At 49.0% G+C, this 19,964-nt stretch carries 16 protein-coding genes; 15 read left to right on the top strand and 1 reads right to left on the bottom strand.

Annotated elements, in window-relative coordinates:
- Position 1: 1 nt before the first annotated feature.
- Genes ACO0K2_RS14395 through ACO0K2_RS14385 form a run of 3 tightly spaced genes read left to right on the top strand, consistent with a single transcriptional unit; the run spans position 2 to position 3,580 of the window.
- Positions 2-1,147 (top strand): cysteine synthase family protein, encoded by a 1,146-nt coding sequence (locus ACO0K2_RS14395; protein ID WP_423019974.1) that lies wholly within the window; start codon positions 2-4, stop codon positions 1,145-1,147.
- Positions 1,144-2,385 (top strand): ATP-grasp domain-containing protein, encoded by a 1,242-nt coding sequence (locus tag ACO0K2_RS14390; protein ID WP_423019972.1) that lies wholly within the window; start codon positions 1,144-1,146, stop codon positions 2,383-2,385. Before ACO0K2_RS14395 ends, ACO0K2_RS14390 begins: the two co-directional genes overlap by 4 nt.
- Before the next feature lie 10 nt (positions 2,386-2,395).
- Entirely contained in the window at positions 2,396-3,580 is a 1,185-nt protein-coding gene (locus ACO0K2_RS14385) for an MFS transporter (protein WP_423019970.1), read from the top strand.
- A 67-nt stretch (positions 3,581-3,647) separates the two neighbouring features.
- On the opposite strand, the gene ACO0K2_RS14380 is transcribed toward ACO0K2_RS14385, so the two are convergent.
- Positions 3,648-7,229, bottom strand: a complete 3,582-nt coding sequence (locus tag ACO0K2_RS14380; protein WP_423019968.1) for an indolepyruvate ferredoxin oxidoreductase family protein — start codon at positions 7,227-7,229, stop codon at positions 3,648-3,650.
- Between the two features lie 376 nt (positions 7,230-7,605).
- Between ACO0K2_RS14380 and ACO0K2_RS14375 the strand changes: the two genes are divergently transcribed.
- From ACO0K2_RS14375 to ACO0K2_RS14320, 12 genes are all read left to right on the top strand, one after another.
- Positions 7,606-9,921: a methyl-accepting chemotaxis protein gene (locus tag ACO0K2_RS14375; protein WP_423019966.1), complete on the top strand. Its 2,316-nt coding sequence runs from the start codon at positions 7,606-7,608 to the stop codon at positions 9,919-9,921.
- Positions 9,922-9,965: 44 nt separating this feature from the next.
- A complete protein-coding gene (gene dapF, locus ACO0K2_RS14370; protein ID WP_423019964.1) occupies positions 9,966-10,817 on the top strand; it encodes a diaminopimelate epimerase in 852 nt (283 codons plus the stop codon).
- Positions 10,814-11,485: a DUF484 family protein gene (locus ACO0K2_RS14365; protein WP_423020141.1), complete on the top strand. Its 672-nt coding sequence runs from the start codon at positions 10,814-10,816 to the stop codon at positions 11,483-11,485. Before dapF ends, ACO0K2_RS14365 begins: the two co-directional genes overlap by 4 nt.
- Before the next feature lie 32 nt (positions 11,486-11,517).
- Entirely contained in the window at positions 11,518-12,477 is a 960-nt protein-coding gene (gene xerC, locus ACO0K2_RS14360; protein ID WP_423019962.1) for a tyrosine recombinase XerC, read from the top strand.
- A gap of 170 nt (positions 12,478-12,647) precedes the next feature.
- Positions 12,648-13,139, top strand: coding sequence for a Fur family transcriptional regulator (locus ACO0K2_RS14355; protein WP_423019960.1), 492 nt, complete (start codon positions 12,648-12,650; stop codon positions 13,137-13,139).
- A gap of 63 nt (positions 13,140-13,202) precedes the next feature.
- Positions 13,203-14,288: a CobW family GTP-binding protein gene (locus ACO0K2_RS14350; RefSeq protein ID WP_423019958.1), complete on the top strand. Its 1,086-nt coding sequence runs from the start codon at positions 13,203-13,205 to the stop codon at positions 14,286-14,288.
- Between the two features lie 311 nt (positions 14,289-14,599).
- Positions 14,600-15,004 (top strand): RNA polymerase-binding protein DksA, encoded by a 405-nt coding sequence (gene dksA / locus ACO0K2_RS14345; protein WP_423020139.1) that lies wholly within the window; start codon positions 14,600-14,602, stop codon positions 15,002-15,004.
- A gap of 470 nt (positions 15,005-15,474) precedes the next feature.
- On the top strand, positions 15,475-16,920 hold the full coding sequence (locus tag ACO0K2_RS14340; protein WP_423019956.1) for an STAS domain-containing protein: 1,446 nt from the start codon (positions 15,475-15,477) through the stop codon (positions 16,918-16,920).
- 118 nt (positions 16,921-17,038) lie between these two features.
- Positions 17,039-17,575 carry an ATP-dependent protease subunit HslV gene (gene hslV, locus ACO0K2_RS14335; RefSeq protein WP_212680124.1) on the top strand — a complete coding sequence of 179 codons (537 nt, stop codon included), beginning with the start codon at positions 17,039-17,041 and terminating at the stop codon, positions 17,573-17,575.
- A gap of 91 nt (positions 17,576-17,666) precedes the next feature.
- On the top strand, positions 17,667-19,004 hold the full coding sequence (gene hslU, locus ACO0K2_RS14330; protein WP_423019954.1) for an ATP-dependent protease ATPase subunit HslU: 1,338 nt from the start codon (positions 17,667-17,669) through the stop codon (positions 19,002-19,004).
- Positions 19,005-19,036: 32 nt separating this feature from the next.
- Positions 19,037-19,345 carry a hypothetical protein gene (locus ACO0K2_RS14325; RefSeq protein ID WP_423019952.1) on the top strand — a complete coding sequence of 103 codons (309 nt, stop codon included), beginning with the start codon at positions 19,037-19,039 and terminating at the stop codon, positions 19,343-19,345.
- Positions 19,338-19,850, top strand: a complete 513-nt coding sequence (locus tag ACO0K2_RS14320) for a GAF domain-containing protein (RefSeq protein ID WP_423019950.1) — start codon at positions 19,338-19,340, stop codon at positions 19,848-19,850. The genes ACO0K2_RS14325 and ACO0K2_RS14320 overlap by 8 nt, the downstream gene beginning before the upstream one ends.
- Positions 19,851-19,964 lie beyond the last annotated feature (114 nt).

The raw sequence follows: 19,964 nt of genomic DNA, 5'->3' as shown, positions 1-19,964 counted from the left end.
TATGAGACCAAACCAAAAAAATATTCTGGCATGTCTTGGAGATTCTCCGATTATCTCTATCGATAAAATTAATCGCCTCTGCGGAACGAATGTTGTCGTCAAACTTGAGAAGACCAATCCTGGCGGTAGCATCAAAGACAGGCCAGCGGTATACATCATTGATTATGCAGAACGCCATGGACTGTTGTCACCTGGAGGAACGATTATCGAATCGTCTTCAGGAAATTTTGGCATAAGTCTTGCCATGATTGGTGCGGCCAAAGGTTACCGCGTCATCATCCTCGTCGATCCCAAAACGACGGAAACGAATATTGCGCTCATGAAGGCTTACGGCGCTGAAGTCATCGTCGTCGATCAAAAAGATGACTCAGGTTCGTATCATAAGACACGGATTCAGTTAGCCAATGAATTAGCAATGCGTATCCCCGGCGCGTATCGCCCTGATCAATGCTTTAACGTATTGAGCTGCTTTGCCCATAAACAATCTACTGCACAAGAGTTATTCGATCAGACCGATGGCGATATCGCCGGTGCGGTTGCAGCAGTCAGCACAGGAGGTCAGATCGGCGGTTTAGCGGAATTTTTTTCAGAACAGTCACGTAAATATGTCCTGGCTGCCGTTGATGCGTATGGCTCAACGATATTTGGTGGCACTGCTCACGCTTATAAAATTCCGGGTGTCGGTCTCAGTTGGACGCCGACCAATATTGCCGATGTCAATAAAATTGACTTCATCTACCGCATCAAAGACGAGATGGCATTTGCTGCGGCACGTGTCCTGTGCAGAAACGAAGGCATCTTGGTCGGCGTCTCTTCTGGCGCGGTGTTACTCGCGGCGCTGGCGTTATCACGACAATTAAAAAATACCCAGCCATTGGTCGCGATTCTGGGCGACAGCGGCGAGCGTTACCTGCAGACGCTGTTTAACGATGCCTGGCTTAACGCGAACGACATATCGACGGATACCAGCCTTGATTCATTGACCAAGCTCTTGGATGGTCTGGTATGTGAACAGAGCTCTCCCACGATTATTAACAATGACAAGCCGAATTTATTGCGTGATCTCGGTGTGATGCCGTACACGATCACTGATCTTCGTCATGTCAGCGAGACCTATTACAAACCTCAACTTACGTTGGCCTCATGAAAAAAAATCTTATCTTAGTCGAAACACTTCATACAGGATCTGGGCTCGAGATCATGAGAGCCGCCATTGCTCAGGATATTCATGTCATTTTTCTGACATCGGAAATGGAATGGGCGAGAAGAAACATCCCAGTCGACTTAAAGCGCGTGATGACCATCATCCCTGTCGATTGGCGCCTCACTTCGGTGAAAGCAGAAGTGATCAAGTTACTCAATTTGGATGAGAAATTTGTGTTGTACACGCAACGTGACGCGTTCATTGAAGCCGTCGCTCGTGTTTCAGAAGAGCTGGGTATGCCATTTACATCAGCGAAAGCAGTACATATTGCACGCAACAAATATCTAGCGCGGGAGCTATTTCAAAATAGTGGACTCGCTTCTCCTAATTATTTACCTGCGACAACGCTGGATGAATTTCATGCGCTGATTCAATTGATGCCTTATCCGTTTATTGTGAAACCTATTGGTGGTTCCGGGAGTAAAGATGTTGTGATCGTCACGGACGAACATGATCTTCCGTTAGCGGAGTCTCTTTTTACGGGAGAAAACACGGGTGGTTTTCTGATTGAGGAATTCAAAGTCGGACCTCTCGTATCTGTTGAATCATTCTCTTGTGATGGACAGCATCACATTCTCGGTGTGACAAACCGTTTGATGAGCCAACAGCCTTATTTTGTTGAACTGGGCTATGCCTTTCCTTGCCATTATCCTGAGGTCGTTAGAAAGAGGCTTGAAGACGCAACGAAGTTTGTTTTAGAAAAACTCGATTACCGGTTTGGTTTTTGCCACACGGAGTTTGTGCTTGCGGATGAGACGCCTTACATGATTGAGATTAATCCTCGTCTTGGCGGTCTTCAACTTGGCAAATTGATGTCATTGAGTTTCGGTGTGAATGTGTACGATATTCTTGTCAATGCCTTGTTTGATGAATCAACATTTCCAACATCACTGGTGACCAAGCAAGCGACTGCAGGATATGTCGTTTATGCTCCGAAGGCGGGCGTCATTAAAGAAATCAAGGGGATGCAGACCTGTAGCAAGTATCCGCATGTTCACGCGGTATATCCAGGTATTGGTGTTGGCGATTATGCCAAACCAACGACCGATATGATGGGGTATGTGGCACAAGTTGTTGCGACGGGACCGATCGCAGAACAGGCATTGGTGTACGTACATTCTGCATCGACAGCGATTATGGTCGAGGTCGAGCCGGAGTCAGAGTCAGTCAGCATCCATTGAATGCCTGACTATGAACCATCGACGCTTCGCTATCTCTGCCATCACGTTTGTTATTTCCTTCGCTAATGCGTTGGTGTTTTATAGCTATCCCTTTTTGTTAGGCGCATTGAAGATATCAAATGGCATCGCTGGTATTGTGGTGGGGGTAGCGAGTTGCTTGACGATGGTGTGCCGACTGGCTTCTGGTGTTTACATGGATAAAGTGGGTGGGCGGTATGTGATGACTATCATCACTGCCGCCTATGTCATATTTTTTGCAATCCTGAGCTCACCCTTTGTTCAACTGGTGATGTTGGGCCGCGTCTTGATTGGCGTTTCGCTCGGCATTTTGTCGACCGTACTCATGTACCACACGATCGCCTCTGCTGAATCTCATCAACAGAAAGGTCAACATCTCGCCCTCTATACTTTTTTTAGTATGCTTCCGACCTGTTTAGCGCCTTCTCTTTCTTTAGAAATCATTCACTATACGGGCGTAAAACCGGTTGTCTGGTTAGCGACGATGCTGTCTTTGATGGGACTGGCACTTGCGCTGTTTCTTGAATACACTTCACCCGAGGTGGGAGGGCAACGTAGCAATACGCATTTCTCGTTACGCGCACTTCTAATGACCGTATGTCGCCCACAGCTTTGTTTGGCCTTAGTGAGTTTGGGCTTTCTTTATACCATCAGCGGTGTCACCGTTTCCTTCTTACCAGGCTTGTTAGCATCGGCGAATCAGAGTTATGCCTCACGATACTTATTGATTTACGCGATTGCTATGCTGTTGCCGCGGCTCTTATTAAAAGACCATATGCCTGCGGGTCATTCGTTTCCGACTTGTGCGTTTCTCATTGCTGCCCTGTGCGCATTCGTTGGCTGTGCATGTACGTATGTGATGTTATCGAGTCCATTTGTGTTGATCGGTGCCTTCCTGAGCGGAAGTGCATTGGGCTTTATCTATCCAGCGATTGCTGCTTATGTGGTTTGTCAAAGCGAAGATCATGTCAGGGGAAGCATGACGGCGGTTACAGCCTGTTCAGCCGATGGTGGTGTAATTCTGGCCAACTTGACGCTTGGTGTGAGCGCGGTGGTTTTCTCAGGAAAGTCTATCTTGCTTTTGCCGGTGTTTTTCACGGCATGTGCTGTCATGTTATTGATCATTGCCGCATTTTTTGCACGGAACATCTCAATGCCAGCATTCGTTGTTGAGTAGCACTATCAGAAAAGACAAAAAAAATGACCAGCCTACGCTGGTCATTTTGGTGTAACGCACGACGTCATTACGCGACTTTTTGTGGTGCCTTCGCCGTATTGAATTCAGCGATCAGTGTTGCCTCTTTGTTTTTCGCAGCAACCAGATGACGTTCTTTCACATGACCGTAACCACGGATGTCTTCAGGAATACTTGCGATAGCAACCGCTTTTGCAAGATTATCGGCATTCAACAGCGGCAGTAATTTGCTGATGGTTTGCTTATACTCGACGGGTAATGCGCGTTCCATGCGGCGCTCTTCGGTATAACCAAAGATGTCCAACGCTGTGCCACGTAAGGATTTCATGCTCGCCAATATGCCGAACGCTTTCATCATCCAAGGGCCAAACTGTTGTTTGATCAAGTGACCTTGTTGGTCGCGTTTCGCAAACAATGGTGGTGCCAGATGGAAGTTAATTGCGTAGTCACCTTCAAACATGTCGGCAATTTTCTTTTGGAACTTACCGTTTGTGTAGAGGCGTGCGACTTCGTATTCGTCTTTATACGCCATTAATTTGAACAGATATTTCGCGACGGCTTCTGTCAGACGTAATGGTTTTCCATCAGCGACGGCGGTTTCTGCCGCTTTGACTTGTGCCACAAAATCCGCATACTGCTGTGCGTACGAGACGTTTTGGTAGTCGGTCAGGAAGGCGATGCGGTGATTGATCGTATCTTCCAAATTAGGCGCGCGTTTTAATTCGACGATTTGGGCGGGCGTGATCAGACGTTTGACGGCGACCAGATCATGCGCTGCCAGACGACCCCAGTTAAAGGCTTGTTTGTTGAAATCAATCGATACCGCATTAAGTTCAATCGCACGTGTCAACGCTGCCAGCTCGAGCGGCACCCAGCCTTTTTGCCATGCATAGCCCAAGATGAACATATTGGTGGCAATGTTGTCACCCATGAGCGCTGTCGCTATTGATGCAGCATCAATCATATCCACACGGTCTGCACCACATGCTTTCCGGATATCGTGTTCTGCGGATTCGCCAGGGAACTGCCAGTTCGGATTTTTGATAAACGTTGACGTTGGTGTGCCATTGGCGTTAATCGCCGCAAAGGTACGGCCTTCACCCATGCGTGATAAGGCATCTTTACCGGCAGTGACGATCAGATCGCAACCAATGACCAAATCGGCCATACCCGTGCCAACCCGTGTTGATTGGATATCTTCTGCTTTATCGGCCAGACGCACGTGCGACATGACCGCGCCGCCTTTTTGCGCCAGACCAGTCATGTCTAGCACGGAGCAAGCTTTGCCTTGCAAGTGAGCTGCCATCGCCATGATCTGACCGATGGTAATGACGCCGGTGCCGCCGACACCTGTCACCAAAACACCGAAAGGTACTTCGGTTTTTGGTAACGCTGGATAAGGCAGCGTTGTCACGTCGAGTGCGTTACCTGGTTCGATCTTTGTTTTTGCTGGTTTCTTAAGTTTGCCGCCTTCAACAGTAACAAAGCTAGGGCAAAAGCCCGTGACGCAAGAAAAATCCTTGTTGCACGACGATTGGTTAATCTGACGCTTACGGCCTAATTCGGTTTCTAATGGTTCAACGGAAAGGCAGTTCGACTGCACAGAGCAATCGCCACACCCTTCGCACACTGCTTCATTGATCACTGCGCGTTTCGCAGGGTCAGGGAAGGCAGGAACACCATTTTTGTCGATTTTTTTCCGACGGCGACGTTTTTCTGAAGCACAAGTTTGGTCGTAAATCATCGCGGACACGCCTTTGCATTCACGCAATTCGCGTTGAACCGCATCGAGCTCGGAACGATGACGTACGGTCACGCCAGGTGCCCATGGATAGCCTGCTGGGTATTTTTCTGGTTCGTCCGTCACAACAATAATCGGATGCACGCCCTCGGCCGCAATCTGACGTGAAATCATGCCTGGGTCGAGTGGACCATCAAACTCTTGACCTCCTGTCATGGCGACGGCGTCGTTAAACAGAATCTTGTAGGTGATGTTGACATCGCCTGAAATGGCAGCGCGTATCGCCAATAATCCAGAGTGGTAATATGTGCCGTCACCGAGGTTACAGAACACGTGTTTTTCGTTGGTGAATGGCGCTGCGCCAACCCACGTCACACCTTCTCCACCCATGTGCGTGAAGGTGGAGGTCTCACGGTCCATCCATGTCACCATGTAGTGACAACCAATACCGGCCAGCGCGCGGCTTCCTTCTGGTACTTTGGTGGATGTGTTATGGGGGCAACCTGAACAGAAATGAGGAACGCGGTCTTTGTTAGCGTCAGGTTTGCCAACCGTGTTGAGCATTTGCTCTTTCGCTTCGAGATAGGCAACGCGTTGCTGTACACGTTGCTCTACCGGATGACCCGCAAAATAACGGGTAATGCGTGACGCAATAGCGCGGGCGATTTGTGCGGGGCTTAATTCATAAGTCGCCGGCAATAACCATTCACCGTGGCCTGAGCCGTGCAGATTACTCCATTCGCCAGAGTCATCGAACTTACCAACCACGCGTGGACGAACGCTGTCTTCCCAGTTATACAGTTCTTCTTTGAGCGCGTATTCGAGGATTTGACGTTTTTCTTCGACGACCAGAATTTCTTCAAGACCGGTCGCAAAATCGCGAACACCTTCTGATTCTAACGGCCAGGTCATCCCGATTTTGTAAAGGCGGATGCCGATTTCTTTTGCGACCTGTTCATCGATGCCCAAATCGGCCAATGCCTGACGGGTATCGAGATAGGATTTACCGGCAGTGATAATACCGATCTTCGCATCTGGACTATCCCAGATGATTTGATTGAGTTTGTTGGCACGTGCATAGGCCAGCGCGGCGTACCATTTGTAGTTGTTCATCCGTGTTTCTTGTGCCAAGACTGGATCTGGCGTACGGATGTTGACGCCATCGGCAGGCAGAACAAATTCTGTCGGAATAATCGGTTTGACACGGTCTGGATCAATATCCACCACCGCACCCGATTCAACGATATCGGTCACGCATTTCATGGAAACCCATAAACCGGTATAACGCGACAAGGCGATACCATGCAGACCGTAATCCAGATACTCCTGCACAGTCGATGGGTACAAGACTGGAATACCGCAGGCTTTTAAAATGTGTTCACTTTGATGGGCGGCCGTGGAAGACTTTGCTGCATGGTCGTCACCTGCAACGACCAGTACACCGCCGTGCTTGGAAGTGCCTGCCAAGTTAGCATGTTTGAACACGTCACCGCAACGATCAACACCCGGACCTTTGCCGTACCACATCGCAAAAACACCATCGTATTTTGCACCCGGGAACATGTTGACCTGCTGCGTGCCCCATACCGAGGTCGCTGCGAGATCTTCATTCACGCCAGGGTGGAATTTGACGTGGTATTTCGATAAGTGCTTCTTCGCTTTGGCGGCAGTGAGATCAACGTTACCAAGGGGTGAGCCGCGATAACCACTGATGAAGCCAGCTGTATTTAAGCCTGCTTTTTCATCCGCTTGGCGCTGTAACATCATCAGGCGGATTAATGCCTGTGTGCCCGTCATGAAGGCGCGTCCGCGCTCCAGCGTGTATTTATCGTCGAGGGTAATGGTATTGTCGATCAGCGCCTGCTGCTCGGGTGTGAGGGGTGCGTTCATGGGGTCTCCGTGCTCTTTATTTTCATGTCGTGATGGGTTGTCACAACAAAACAGAATCACCTTGTGGGTGCATCATATACTTTAATTTATGGTCGCACATTACCATGCTGTATTGCTCGTCCCCATGGACAGTACATCACAAATAGACCAGTACAGTATGACTGACACTTTGCCAAAGTGTACTGGTATTATTGCCGCTGTGTCATTGTCCCGAAGCAAGCAGATTTTTGGTTGATAGAAAGTCTAGAAAGGTCTTTTTGAGAATGCGGTTGTTTAAACGCAACCGTTTAACATTTTTTACTTATTGCATCTTTATTGTTTGGAACATGTTCGTGTAACAATGTGTTGATCATATTCGTTATGTCAGGGAGTCTTCATGTCTTCTTTTGTCAGTAACATGCTTCGTCCCGCCATTGAGATGCTCGGCTATCTGCGCCTAAGAACAAAACTCTTGGTTGTTTTTGCGATCGCTTTGCTTCCCATTCTAGGTATGAGTACTTACCTGCTGAAGCGGGCGGCGGCAGACCTTGAGGTGGCTGAGGCAGAAGTAGCTGGCATGGCATTGAGCCGACATCAGATGGACCTCATCATTCAAACACAGAAGCATCGAGGCCAGACCAATCTGAAACTTGCTGGACAGAATGTCGATGCGGAGCTCGAAAAGACCCGCGCTGCGTTGAAAAACGAGATCAGTCTCGTGTCGCAGGACGTCAAAGCAAAACCAGAGTGGCAGCTTGCTGCGACTTGGGAGCCACTAGAGGCAGAATTAACACAACTTGCCGCCGGAAAAATTGCAACGGTGCCCGCCGAAAACATGCGTCAGCACACGCTGCTGATTAAGCATCTCCAACAACTCGCTTCGCTGATCGCTGAGCAAAGCGGTCTACTGCTCGATCCTGAGGCAAATACCTATTTCCTGATTGATGCTTCCATTCAAAAATTGCCACTGTGGGTAGAGCAAATTGCCTTGCTACGGGGCATGGGGGCGGGTTATATCAAATCGAAAACAATGACCTTGACCGATAAAGCCTTGGTTGCTGCAAGGTTGGATGCGCTCCGCACAGGACAGGATGCGATGAATGATGCGCAAGGTCCGCTTCAGCGAGCAAACGAGACCATTCCGCCAGAATATGCCCAAGCCATCAATGCCAGTAAAGAATTTGCTGCATCTGCGCAAAAGAACCTCCTGAGTGAAGAAGTTAGTGGAGATGCTGTTGAGTATTTTGCCCAAGGAACCAATGCCATTAACAAAGCACTGGACTTGCAACTCGTATTGACGACGCGCCTCCATACGTTGTTATCAGACCGGGTCGATCAATTTCAACTGACTAGACGCCTGATTTTCTTTGGCACGCTGGCGTGCGCACTATTGATGTTTGCTTTTCTGATGGCGTTCTATCGCAATCTAATGGCAACCGTTCATTCCTTGCGGGAATCTGCACAGACGGTATCGAGCGGAGATCTTACCCGCCAGATCCACATTGAGGGTTTGGATGAACTTGCCGTCACCGGCAGAACACTGGAAGAGATGAACCTGACATTGTCCGCTTTGGTGGCCAATGTCCGTAGCAACTCACATATGGTGTCGCAGGTGGGGCAGGGGTTATCGGCCAATATCAGCGATTTGTCAGCGCGCACCGAGCAGCAGGCTTCGAGTCTGGAACAGACCTCAGCAAGTATTGAAGATTTGGCAGATACCGTCAAAAAGAACGCCGACAATGCGAGTCAGGTTGATCGCATGGCATCGACCGTCAGCCTGATTGCGGAATCGGGCGGAGCGACTATGCTGCAAGCGGTGAAATCGATGCAGCAAATCGAGAGCAGTGCGGTCAGGGTTCAGGATATCGTCAGTATGATTGACAGTATTGCCTTCCAGACAAATATTCTGGCGTTGAACGCAGCGGTGGAAGCGGCAAGGGCGGGTGAGCAAGGCCGTGGCTTCGCAGTGGTCGCTGCCGAAGTCCGTAATCTGGCGCAACGCAGTGCCTCCTCTGCCAAAGAAATTCGCATTTTGATCGACGAGTCCGTCCATCAAGTCAAAGATGGCGTTCAACAAATTAACGACGTCAATCAGACTCTAAGCGATATCGTCAAAGGTATCCGTGAGCTGGCGGGAAGTATTAACCAGATCTCTTCCGCTTCGGTCGAGCAAAGTAACGGACTCAACCAGATATCTGAAGCTTTACGTAATCTGGATCAGATCACCCAAAGCAATGGTCAAATGGCGGAGCAGGCCAAGTTTGTCGCGATTAATCTTGAAGAACGTGCTGCAGTACTGGCTACTTCGGTTGCTACCTTTAAGCTACGGCAGGGGACAGCAAACGAGGCGCATGCCATGGTGAAGCGTGCTGTTGCGCTCTACGAGCAGCAGGGGCAAAGAGCCTTAGCGTTGATCACCTCTGATCCGCAACATCTCTTCGCTGAAAAGGATATGTACGTCTTTGCGTTCAATCGGGAAGGGCAATACCTCGCCTTTGGTGGTAACTCATCTAAGCTTCAGGTGAATTTATTCCGGGTCCCAGGGCTTGATGGAAGAAAGTTGGTTTCTGATGCGTTTAGTGTCGGAGATAATGGTGGATGGGTTGATTACGACATTACCAATCCGACTTCTGGGAAGATAGAACACAAAACCTCGTACATTGAGATCGTCAACGATAATCTGGTTCTGGGGTGCGGTATCTATAAAACCTGAATGATCGCTGCAGCAGGAAGGGTTTCCCGCGATATAATATCTGGATGAAACTCAAATTCACCAAAATGCATGGCGCCGGCAATGATTTTGTCGTGATCGATGCTATCAATCAAGATATCCAATTCACAACGGAACAATGGAAGCACATTGCTGACCGCCGTTTTGGTATTGGTGCCGACCAGATTCTGGTTGTTGAACGCCCGCAACAAGCGGATGTTGATTTCCGTTATCGCATTTATAACGCCGATGGTGGCGAAGTGGAACAATGCGGTAACGGATCAAGAGCGTTTGTCCGTTTTGTGATCGACAAGAAACTGACTGACAAATCCCGTATTCGCGTAGAAACCATGAGCGGCATCATCGAGCCACGGATGGAAGCGGATGGCCGAATCACCGTTGATATGGGCGCTCCGATACTGGATCCTGTCAAGGTCCCTTTCGATGCCACGGGTCTCGACGCTGTGGCACAAGCAGCGGATCAGTTATGGTCTATTGATATTCAAGGGAAACATTGTTTGTTTTCTGTTGTGTCCATGGGCAACCCCCATGCGGTCCAAGTCGTGACGGACGTCGCGCATTATCCAGTGGATATTGAAGGCCCTATTATTGAGCATCACGTCCGTTTTCCGCGTCGAGTGAATGCCGGATTTATGCAGGTCAACAACCGTCAACATATTGATTTACGCGTCTTTGAACGCGGTGCAGGTGAAACGCTCGCCTGTGGCACGGGTGCTTGCGCTGCCGTTGTCGCAGGAATACGCCGTGGCTTGCTCGATAGCCCGGTTCGTGTGACTATGCGCGGTGGTGAGCTCTCTATTGCGTGGCATGGAGAAGGAACTCCCGTCATGCTGAGTGGGCCCGCTGTGACGGTTTTCGAAGGCGAAATTAATCTCTGAACAACGTAATGAATTCAACTGACATCGCAACCTACCTGATACAGCATCCGCATTTCTTTGAAGAACATGCCGAACTGCTGAGTTCCATTAAGCTCACCAGCCCTGTGATGGGCCGCGCTATCTCTTTGCAAGAGAGGCAAATGGAAGTGGTACGGGAAAAATACCGTGCCCTCGAATTAAAACTGGCTGACTTGATGCGTATTGCAGATGAAAATCTGGATATCACCAATAAATTTCAGATTTGGACCCGCACTTTATTGTTGGCACGCAATGACGTCGATTTGCCATTTATTCTGACGCAAGGTTTGCAGGATACGTTCGATCTGCCTCACGCAACCTTACGTTTGTGGGACGTCGCGCCAGAGTTTTCTCATACCTGGTTCGCTGAAGCCGTCAATGAAGACGCCATGTTGTTTGCAAAAGGTCTGAAAGCGCCATTTTGTGGTGCCAATCAAGATTTTGAAGCGGCACGTTGGATCGATGCTTCAGAACCCGTCGCATCGATTGCGATGTTGCCTTTACGCCTGTCGCCTACCTCGCCGACTTTTGGTTTGTTGGTATTAGGGTCACCTGATCCTGCTCGCTATACCAAAGAAATGGCAACGGACTTTTTGGTCAAGATTGCTGACACCACCAGCGCCGCGCTGGCGTGCCTGATTGATCAATAAGCCTCGCCGATCATTGCTGATCATTCCCCATCATGAAACAGACTGATTCCCATCCTGACACTGCGCAGGATGGGGGTAATGCGCCTGAGAGCATCGCTGCCTACGTCCATTATCTGCGTACGCAACGACAGTTGTCGGCGCATACCGTTCGAAGTTATGAGCTAGATCTGCAAGAGTTGCAGCAACTCGCGGGAGCACAAGGCTTACCTCAACTCGATTTTGCCCAGATTCGACGTTTTACCTCTCAGCTACATGCCCGAGAACTCAATGCGCGTAGCATTGCTCGCAAGCTATCGAGTTGGCGCGGATATTTTCATTGGCTCATTGAACAACATGGATTAGAAAATAATCCCGTTGACGGCATTCGTGCGCCGAAAAAAAGCAAACCTTTACCCAAAGCATTGGGTGCAGATGATGCGGTGCGGTTGGTATCTTATCAAGGCGGAGATCAACCGACGGCGCTCGTTAATCGCGCGATGTTTGAATTATTGTATTCCAGCGGGTTACGGGTATCGGAACTGACGGGACTGGATATTGAGTACGTGCAGAGCGGAGATTATCGCTCTGAAGGGTGGGTCGATCTGCGTGAGGCAGAGGTCCATGTGACTGGTAAGGGAAACAAGCCTCGGATCGTTCCTGTCGGTGCTCCGGCCATTGCGGCATTACGGGCGTGGATTGCCGTGCGGGGTCAATTCGTCAAAACGGATCCAACCCCTCTCTTTTTATCCTCAAAAGGCACACGCATTTCGTCGCGGATAGTGCAGTTGCGTATTAAAGCTCATGCGCAGGCCTTAGGCATCCCTGCGAATGTTCACCCACACATGATGCGTCATTCCTTTGCCTCGCATGTGCTGCAATCGTCTGGCGATCTTCGTGCGGTGCAAGAGATGTTGGGGCATAGTTCAATTTCCGCGACACAGGTCTATACGGCGCTCGATTTTCAACATCTGGCAAAAGTGTATGATGCTACGCACCCTCGCGCTAAAAAGTGACGGGCCATCTCTGCTGGAAAGCGCGGCAAAGACTGTCGGTATACCCCGTACCTCTTGAGAATGAATACATCTAGGTTGTCCATGCATTGGTCGTCGGACGATTTTCGTTACTTTTGCAACTCAATTGCAAAATGGTGCATAATATTCGCTTGCTCACCAATGATTGTCCGATGAAATCTACGCCACACCGCCATAGCACCACCGCGTCCGACCCAGCAACAGCTTTGCTTTTGGCCAATGGTGTCCGTGCGACCGGGGCCAGAAGCCAAGTGCTGATGGTGTTGCTGGACAGTAAGCGTGCCTTGTCCCATTTGGAGGTACAAAGCGCCTTACCTGAGATGGACCGTGTCACCCTCTACCGAGCGCTGGATTGCCTGACGGATGCGGGCATTGCCCATAAGATTTCAGGGGACGACCGCGTCTTTCGTTACAGTACGGGGAGCGAGTCAACTAGTGGCGGGAGCGTTGCTGGTGCTCAGCATGCCCATGCGCATTTCAAATGTACTCGCTGCACGCGGGTGTTTTGTCTCGATGATGAACGGCATCCAGAACTTTTGTATCAACAATGGCAAACCCGACTCCAGGCGGCACTCGGTCCGGGCTTTCAAAGTCAGGAAATCGAATTGACGATCAAAGGCTGGTGCGCAGAGTGCGCCGCATAGATCTCAATACACTGAGCGACACGTCTCTTTTTAATTTCAATTTAACCCAACATTAACGCACTTATGGCACTGATCCCCACCACGATTCTGACCGGATTCTTAGGCGCTGGCAAAACGACGTTGCTCAATCGCATTTTGCAAGAAAACCATGGCTTTAAGATTGCTGTGATTGAGAATGAATTTGGTCAGGAAAATATTGATAACGAGATTCTTGTTCAAGACAGCAATGAGCAAATCATTGAAATGAACAATGGATGTATTTGCTGTACGGTCCGTGGTGATTTGATCATTGCGCTCGCTAAACTCATTGAACAAAAGAACGCCGGCAAGATCGATTTTGATCACGTTATTATCGAGACGACAGGATTAGCCAACCCAGGACCTGTTGCGCAGACCTTCTTTGTTGATGAGGAGGTTGGTACTTACTACATGTTAGACGCAGTCGTGACGGTGGTTGATGCACGTCATGGCATGCAACAGCTCGATAGTAATGAAGAGGCTCAACGTCAGGTCGGTTTTGCTGACAAGTTATTGTTATCAAAAACAGATTTGGTCGCGCCGGAGGATGTGGCGACATTGCGTTCTCGTCTGACGCGCATGAATCCACGTGCGCCGGTGTCGACGGTGGATTTTGGCCACATCGCGATCGCGGAAGTATTAGACCTGAAAGGCTTCAATCTCAATGCAAAGCTGGATTTGGATCCGGAATTTTTGCGTGCAGAGGAAGCAGCCCATGGGCATGACCATGACCATGATCACGAACATTGCGGTGAATCCTGTCATCACGAACACCACGATCATGACGGTCACCATGGTGAAGCACATCAAAATCACCATCACGCACATCATACAGACGACATCGCTGCCTTTGTCTTTAAGAGCACACGTCCCTTCAATACAGGGCAACTCGATGAGTTTCTGGGCGGCTTAGTCCAGGTTTTCGGACCGCGGATGCTGCGATACAAGGGGGTGTTGTATATGCAGAACGCCGATAGAAAAGTCATTTTCCAAGGAGTTCACCAAATTATGGGAACAGATGTCGGTGCAAAGTGGGCAGATGGTGAATTAAAAGAAAGTAAAATAGTGTTTATTGGTAAAAATCTACCGAAAGACATATTTATTCAAGGTTTAGAGCACTGTTTGGTATAAACTATCGGGCTACTGATAATAGGACTCATGCAAAATTGCCTTCGTGGCACGAGAAACGAGCGCTTTTCCTCATGGCGCTCGCCCGTGTCCACTCCCTAAAAAGACCATTTTGCGTGAGTCCTACGAGCATCAATTGTTGTATATTATGTAATTGTTGTTCGTGTAACTCACCTTGTCAGTAAGGGGAGGATAATTTTCTAAAATAATAACTATTTTAGATTTTTTCTACGTATTAACCCGTTGTATCGAAAGTAAGCGAAGTGGCAACTAAATCACCTAAATCGACTGCTACAGTCAGCGCCCCCGAAGCTCTGCTCACCGAGGCACAAATCCTCGCGATGGGAGAGCAGGATTATATGAACGCTGCACAACTGGCATTTTTCAAGGCCCGTTTGCAGCAGCTTGAAAAGGATTTATTGAAGAATGCCGATGAGACGACCGAGCATCTTCGTGAAACTGTACTAGTGCCGGATCCGGCAGACCGTGCGACGATAGAAGAAGAGCACGCCTTAGAGTTGCGTACGCGCGATCGTGAACGTAAGCTCCTCAAGAAAGTGCAGCAAGCAATTGCCAGCATTGATGAGGGAGATTATGGCTGGTGCGAAGAAACTGGCGAACCGATCGGTGTTCCACGCTTGTTGGCACGTCCCACAGCAACGTTATCGCTCGAAGCACAGCAACGACGTGAAATGAAACAAAAATTGTACGGCGACTAATTGCTCAGGTCCGTCCTCTTTAAAAAAGCGTGCTGATAACAGCACGCTTTTGTTTTTTATGCCATCGAGAGGGGGGCACTCTATAAATACCCGCGCGGCATTGTCACATCACAAGCGTGTGCCGTTTATTTTTTACCTTTATAGACCGAAAAAGACACACATTTACTGCGTAAAATTGCAACTGTCTTTAAAATTGTGTTACTGATTGTAAGTGGTTGCGATCTGCAGTTGTCGGTGCATGGTCGAGAAAAAAAGTATTCTTTGGTTTTTTTTCGAAAAGCCATACAAAGAAATGTGAATCAACTAGAATACAGTACTTTTTAATGCTCTACGGCAATTTTCTCTTGCGAGAATTATAAAAAAAGGTTAAAGCGTGTTTGCACGCCTTACAAATGCAGGTTGATTCAGAATATACTTGGTCTATAACAAAACATTGTAATAACAGCATAGTTAATCACTTCGGGAATACGGTGGGGATTTTTTCTCTTTTTGGTAAAAAAGGCAGCAGAAAAGAAGATCACTCCTCTGAGAAATCTTCTGATAAGAAAACTCGTTCAAAATCTGCCAATACCGTAATCACCGGCTTTCACGAAAGTGAAATTTTTACTAATTCCATCATTGCTCAACGCCATATTGCGCGTGCAACAGAGCGTAAAATTGATGCCATCGAGTTTGAAATGTCGCGGGACATCGTCAAAACGCGGCCCCCGACCATCACTAAAATGGATGTCCCTAAGGCATCCAACACTGTGATTGGACAAACGAGATACGACCTTTCTCAGCAAACGCAACCGCTTGATCGCCGACCTGCGTCAGGCGTTGAATTTCAGACGACATTGCCAATGAGTATGCCAACGGATTATCTCCTTGGTCATTATTCAGAAATGTCTAGTTCTGCGGTTGCCTACAGCGAATCCGTGCCTGTCCTTGAAGAGGCTGCCATTTTGTTCGCGAGTGGTCAGATTGACGTGGCAGAGCAGATGTTGAGTGCCGCGGTTCATCATCAAAAACTCAGTACCGCAGAAGAGATTGGTTGGCAGATGCTGTTTGATCTGTATCGAATCACCAATAATCAGCACATGTTCGAGAGCCTCTCTCTCGACTATGCCAATAAGTTTGAAACCTCGCCTCCGTTATGGCCAGAGACCAATATCTTCGCCAATACCGATACGCGTAACGATACCGACGGCGTCACGCCAAGTGTTGTGTTCCCTGCGATGTTGGATGGGGGTATTGTTAAAGTGTTGAGTAAAATGCAGGTATTGAGCGCCAAGAGCCAATCCTTGAAGCTCGATTTCAGTCGCATTGTTGCGGTCAATCCCATTGGTTGTGGATTGCTGCTTCGCTCATTGAAGAATTTGAAAAAAACCAAGCATGATTTGATGTTGGTTGGTGCGCAGGACATGGCAGAAAAAATCCGCGCCATTCTCCAAGTCGGACGTCGGGATGAAACCGAGGCACCGTGGCTGCTGTTGCTTGAAATTCTGCAATTACTCCACTTTGAGCGCGCTTTCGAAGAAGCGAGTATGGATTATTGCATCACGTTTGAAGTGTCGCCACCCTCGTTCGAAGCGCCAAAAATCAACGTCACGAGCTCATTTCCTGAGATTAACGCCCTGCAGGAAGACGAATTTCCTGACCGCTTTATGATGCCAGCGTCGATCGAAGGCAACATCGCTCCGCTGGTTAAACAAATCGTTGCTCGCGCTGAGACCTTAAACCCCTTAGTGCTGGACTGCTCACGACTAGAGCGTGTTGAGTTTAGCGCCTCCGCAGAACTGCTCAATGGCCTAGCGCCCATCGCTGGTAAGCGCGGTATGACGATCGAGTTTCGTGACGTCAATTACCTCGTGATGATGCTCTTTAATGCCATGGGTCTCAAAAATATTGCCAGTATTACACTGCGCAAACACTAATCTTGTAATTTTCCAGAAACGCCCCATTTTGTTTGAAGTCCGCTTGCGCTCGCGCCCAAGCCCCTTGCATTTGTTCTCATAAAGCAAATGTAGGTTTCAAACATGCATGAGGTCATTTATGGAACAATTTCACGGAACAACAATCCTGACAGTACGACGCGGCAATGTTGTCGCACTTGGTGGCGACGGTCAGGTCACACTCGGCAACATCGTCATGAAAGGTACAGCGCGTAAAGTACGTAAGCTGTATCACAACAAAGTATTAGCAGGGTTTGCAGGCGGCACTGCAGATGCTTTTACGCTGATCGAGCGTTTCGAATCCAAATTAGAAAAACATCAAGGTCATCTCATGCGCGCTTCGGTCGAATTGGCCAAAGACTGGCGCACAGATCGTATGCTGCGTCGTCTTGAAGCCATGTTGTTGGTGGCAGATAAAGACACCACGCTCGTCATTACCGGTAATGGCGATGTGTTGGAGCCCAACCAAGGCATCGGTGCCATTGGTTCTGGCGGAACGTTTGCCCAATCAGCCGCAATTGCCTTGTTTGAAAATACCGACCTATCACCAGTGGACATCGTGAAAAAATCACTGACGATTGCGGGTGAGTTGTGCATCTATACCAACCTGTCTCATACGATTGAGACACTGGAATAACGCGCATTTTCCCGCGCCTATATTAACAATGATATAACCTGTTCTCTGCCACACGCGGTAGCGTCTCGCAGAGGAAGAGATAGGAATTACTATGAACATGACTCCGCAAGAGATCGTTTCTGAGTTAGACAAACATGTTGTCGGTCAGTCCAAAGCCAAACGCGCAGTAGCGATTGCCTTACGTAATCGTTGGCGTCGTCAGCAGGTGCAAGAGCCCCTGCGTCACGAAATCACGCCAAAAAATATTCTCATGATTGGCCCTACTGGCGTTGGTAAAACGGAAATCGCACGTCGTTTAGCTAAGTTAGCAGATGCCCCTTTTATCAAGATTGAAGCAACCAAATTTACCGAAGTAGGGTATGTGGGACGGGATGTGGATACCATCATCCGCGATTTGGTCGATATTGGCATTAAACAAACCCGCGAGGCGGCGACTCGTAAAGTCCGCGCACGCGCAGAAGACGCTGCTGAAGACCGTATCCTCGATATTCTGTTACCACCACCACGCGATTTTGGTATTCATCCAGAAAATGCGGAAACCACCCAGCCTGACAATACAACCCGTCAGACATTCCGCAAACGCCTGCGTGAAGGCGCGATGGACGACAAAGAAATTGAGATCGAAGTCGCAGAGCCAGTGACGCACATGGAGATCATGGCACCACCGGGCATGGAAGAAATGACGGAACAGATCAAAACCATGTTCTCAGGAATGGGAAATGGAAAGAAAAAAGCACGTAAGCTCAAAATCAAAGAAGCGTTAAAGTTACTCACCGAAGAAGAAGCGGCAAAACTGGTCAATGAAGACGATCTGAAGCAAGAAGCGATTCGTAACGTCGAGCAGAACGGGATCGTTTTTCTTGATGAAATCGACAAAATCGCCTCCCGTTCTGAAGTAGGCGGCGCTGAGGTGTCGCGCGCCGGTGTGCAACGTGATTTGCTGCCATTGGTCGAGGGTACGACCGTGAATACCAAATACGGCATGATCAAAACAGATCACATTTTGTTTATTGCGTCTGGTGCGTTCCATTTTGCCAAGCCGTCCGATCTGATTCCTGAGCTTCAAGGCCGTTTCCCGATTCGCGTTGAACTCGAATCCTTATCTGTGGCCGATTTTGAGCGCATTTTGACCAGTACAGATGCTTGTCTGACACGGCAGTATCAAGCCTTGTTGGCAACGGAAGACGTGACGGTCGACTTTACGCCAGAAGGCATTGAACGACTGGCCGGGATTGCCTACGCGGTCAATGAAACCACAGAAAACATTGGAGCGCGTCGCTTGTACACGGTGATGGAAAAGTTGCTGGAAGAAATTTCATTCGACGCCCATCAACATAGCGGGAAAACCATGACGATTGACGCAGCGTACGTCGATCAACGTTTGCAGGCGTTGTCTGTGAACGAAGATCTGTCGCGCTACGTACTGTAAAATAAAGCGTAACGTGACGGACAGGACGGCGAATGGCAAATAAAGCATTAGCGACCCGGCAGCGGATGCAGTTCCGAGTGGAGCCTGCGCAGATGCCTGCACATCTGAAAAACCAGCGTCGTCCTGCGATGGCGCCGGGTTTTCCTGCAAAACATCCGACGAAATTAGCGTCGGCGGCCAAACATGCCACAGCCGTTGCATCAGCTGTCAAAACTACCGTCACGCCAGCATTACCATCTACAGCAGTAGCGACACCAACACTAACACCACCATCTTTGTGCGGTCTGACAAGCGATGCCGCACAGAATGATAGTCACCATAACGGGAACGACAATGTTTGAAACCGCCGCCGCAAGCGAAAAACCTGATTACGCTCTTCTCGCACGTCAGGTCAGCAGTATTTTAGAGGGCGAACGAAATCTGACTGCCAACGCGGCTCAGTTTTCTGCCTTGGTCTACCACAGCATTAGCGACCTCAACTGGGCTGGCTTCTATTTGTGCACGCCAGCGAATCATCCGACCCCTGAATTCCCGAACGATTTGTTGGTGGGACCCTTCCAAGGCAAAGTTGCCTGCGCCCGCATTCCCTTTAACCGCGGCGTTTGCGGTGCCTCCGCCGCACAACGTAAAACGATTCTTGTGGAAGATGTCCATGCTTTCCCTGGACACATTGCGTGTGATTCAGCTTCTAATTCCGAAATCGTGATTCCGGTGATCAAGGATGGCGTTTTGTATGGCGTTTTTGATATCGATAGCCCACGTCTCAATCGTTTTTCGGTAGAAGATCAGCAAGGCTTAGAGGCGATGGTTGCTGCTTTCGTAGCGGCGACTGATCTGATTGCCTAAGTGCGCAGAACAATCACCGGCGCGCGTTTCGCGCCGGTTTACTGATTCATCGCGTACGGATTTATCGTCAAAGGTCTGGTGTCAACGCTTTTCCTCATCTACACTAGGAAGCAT

The organism is Undibacterium sp. MH2W (genome assembly GCF_049340215.1).
Lineage (GTDB): Bacteria > Pseudomonadota > Gammaproteobacteria > Burkholderiales > Burkholderiaceae_D > Undibacterium.
Note: the sequence above shows the minus strand (reverse complement) of the source record. Positions and strands in the feature narration are given on the sequence as shown.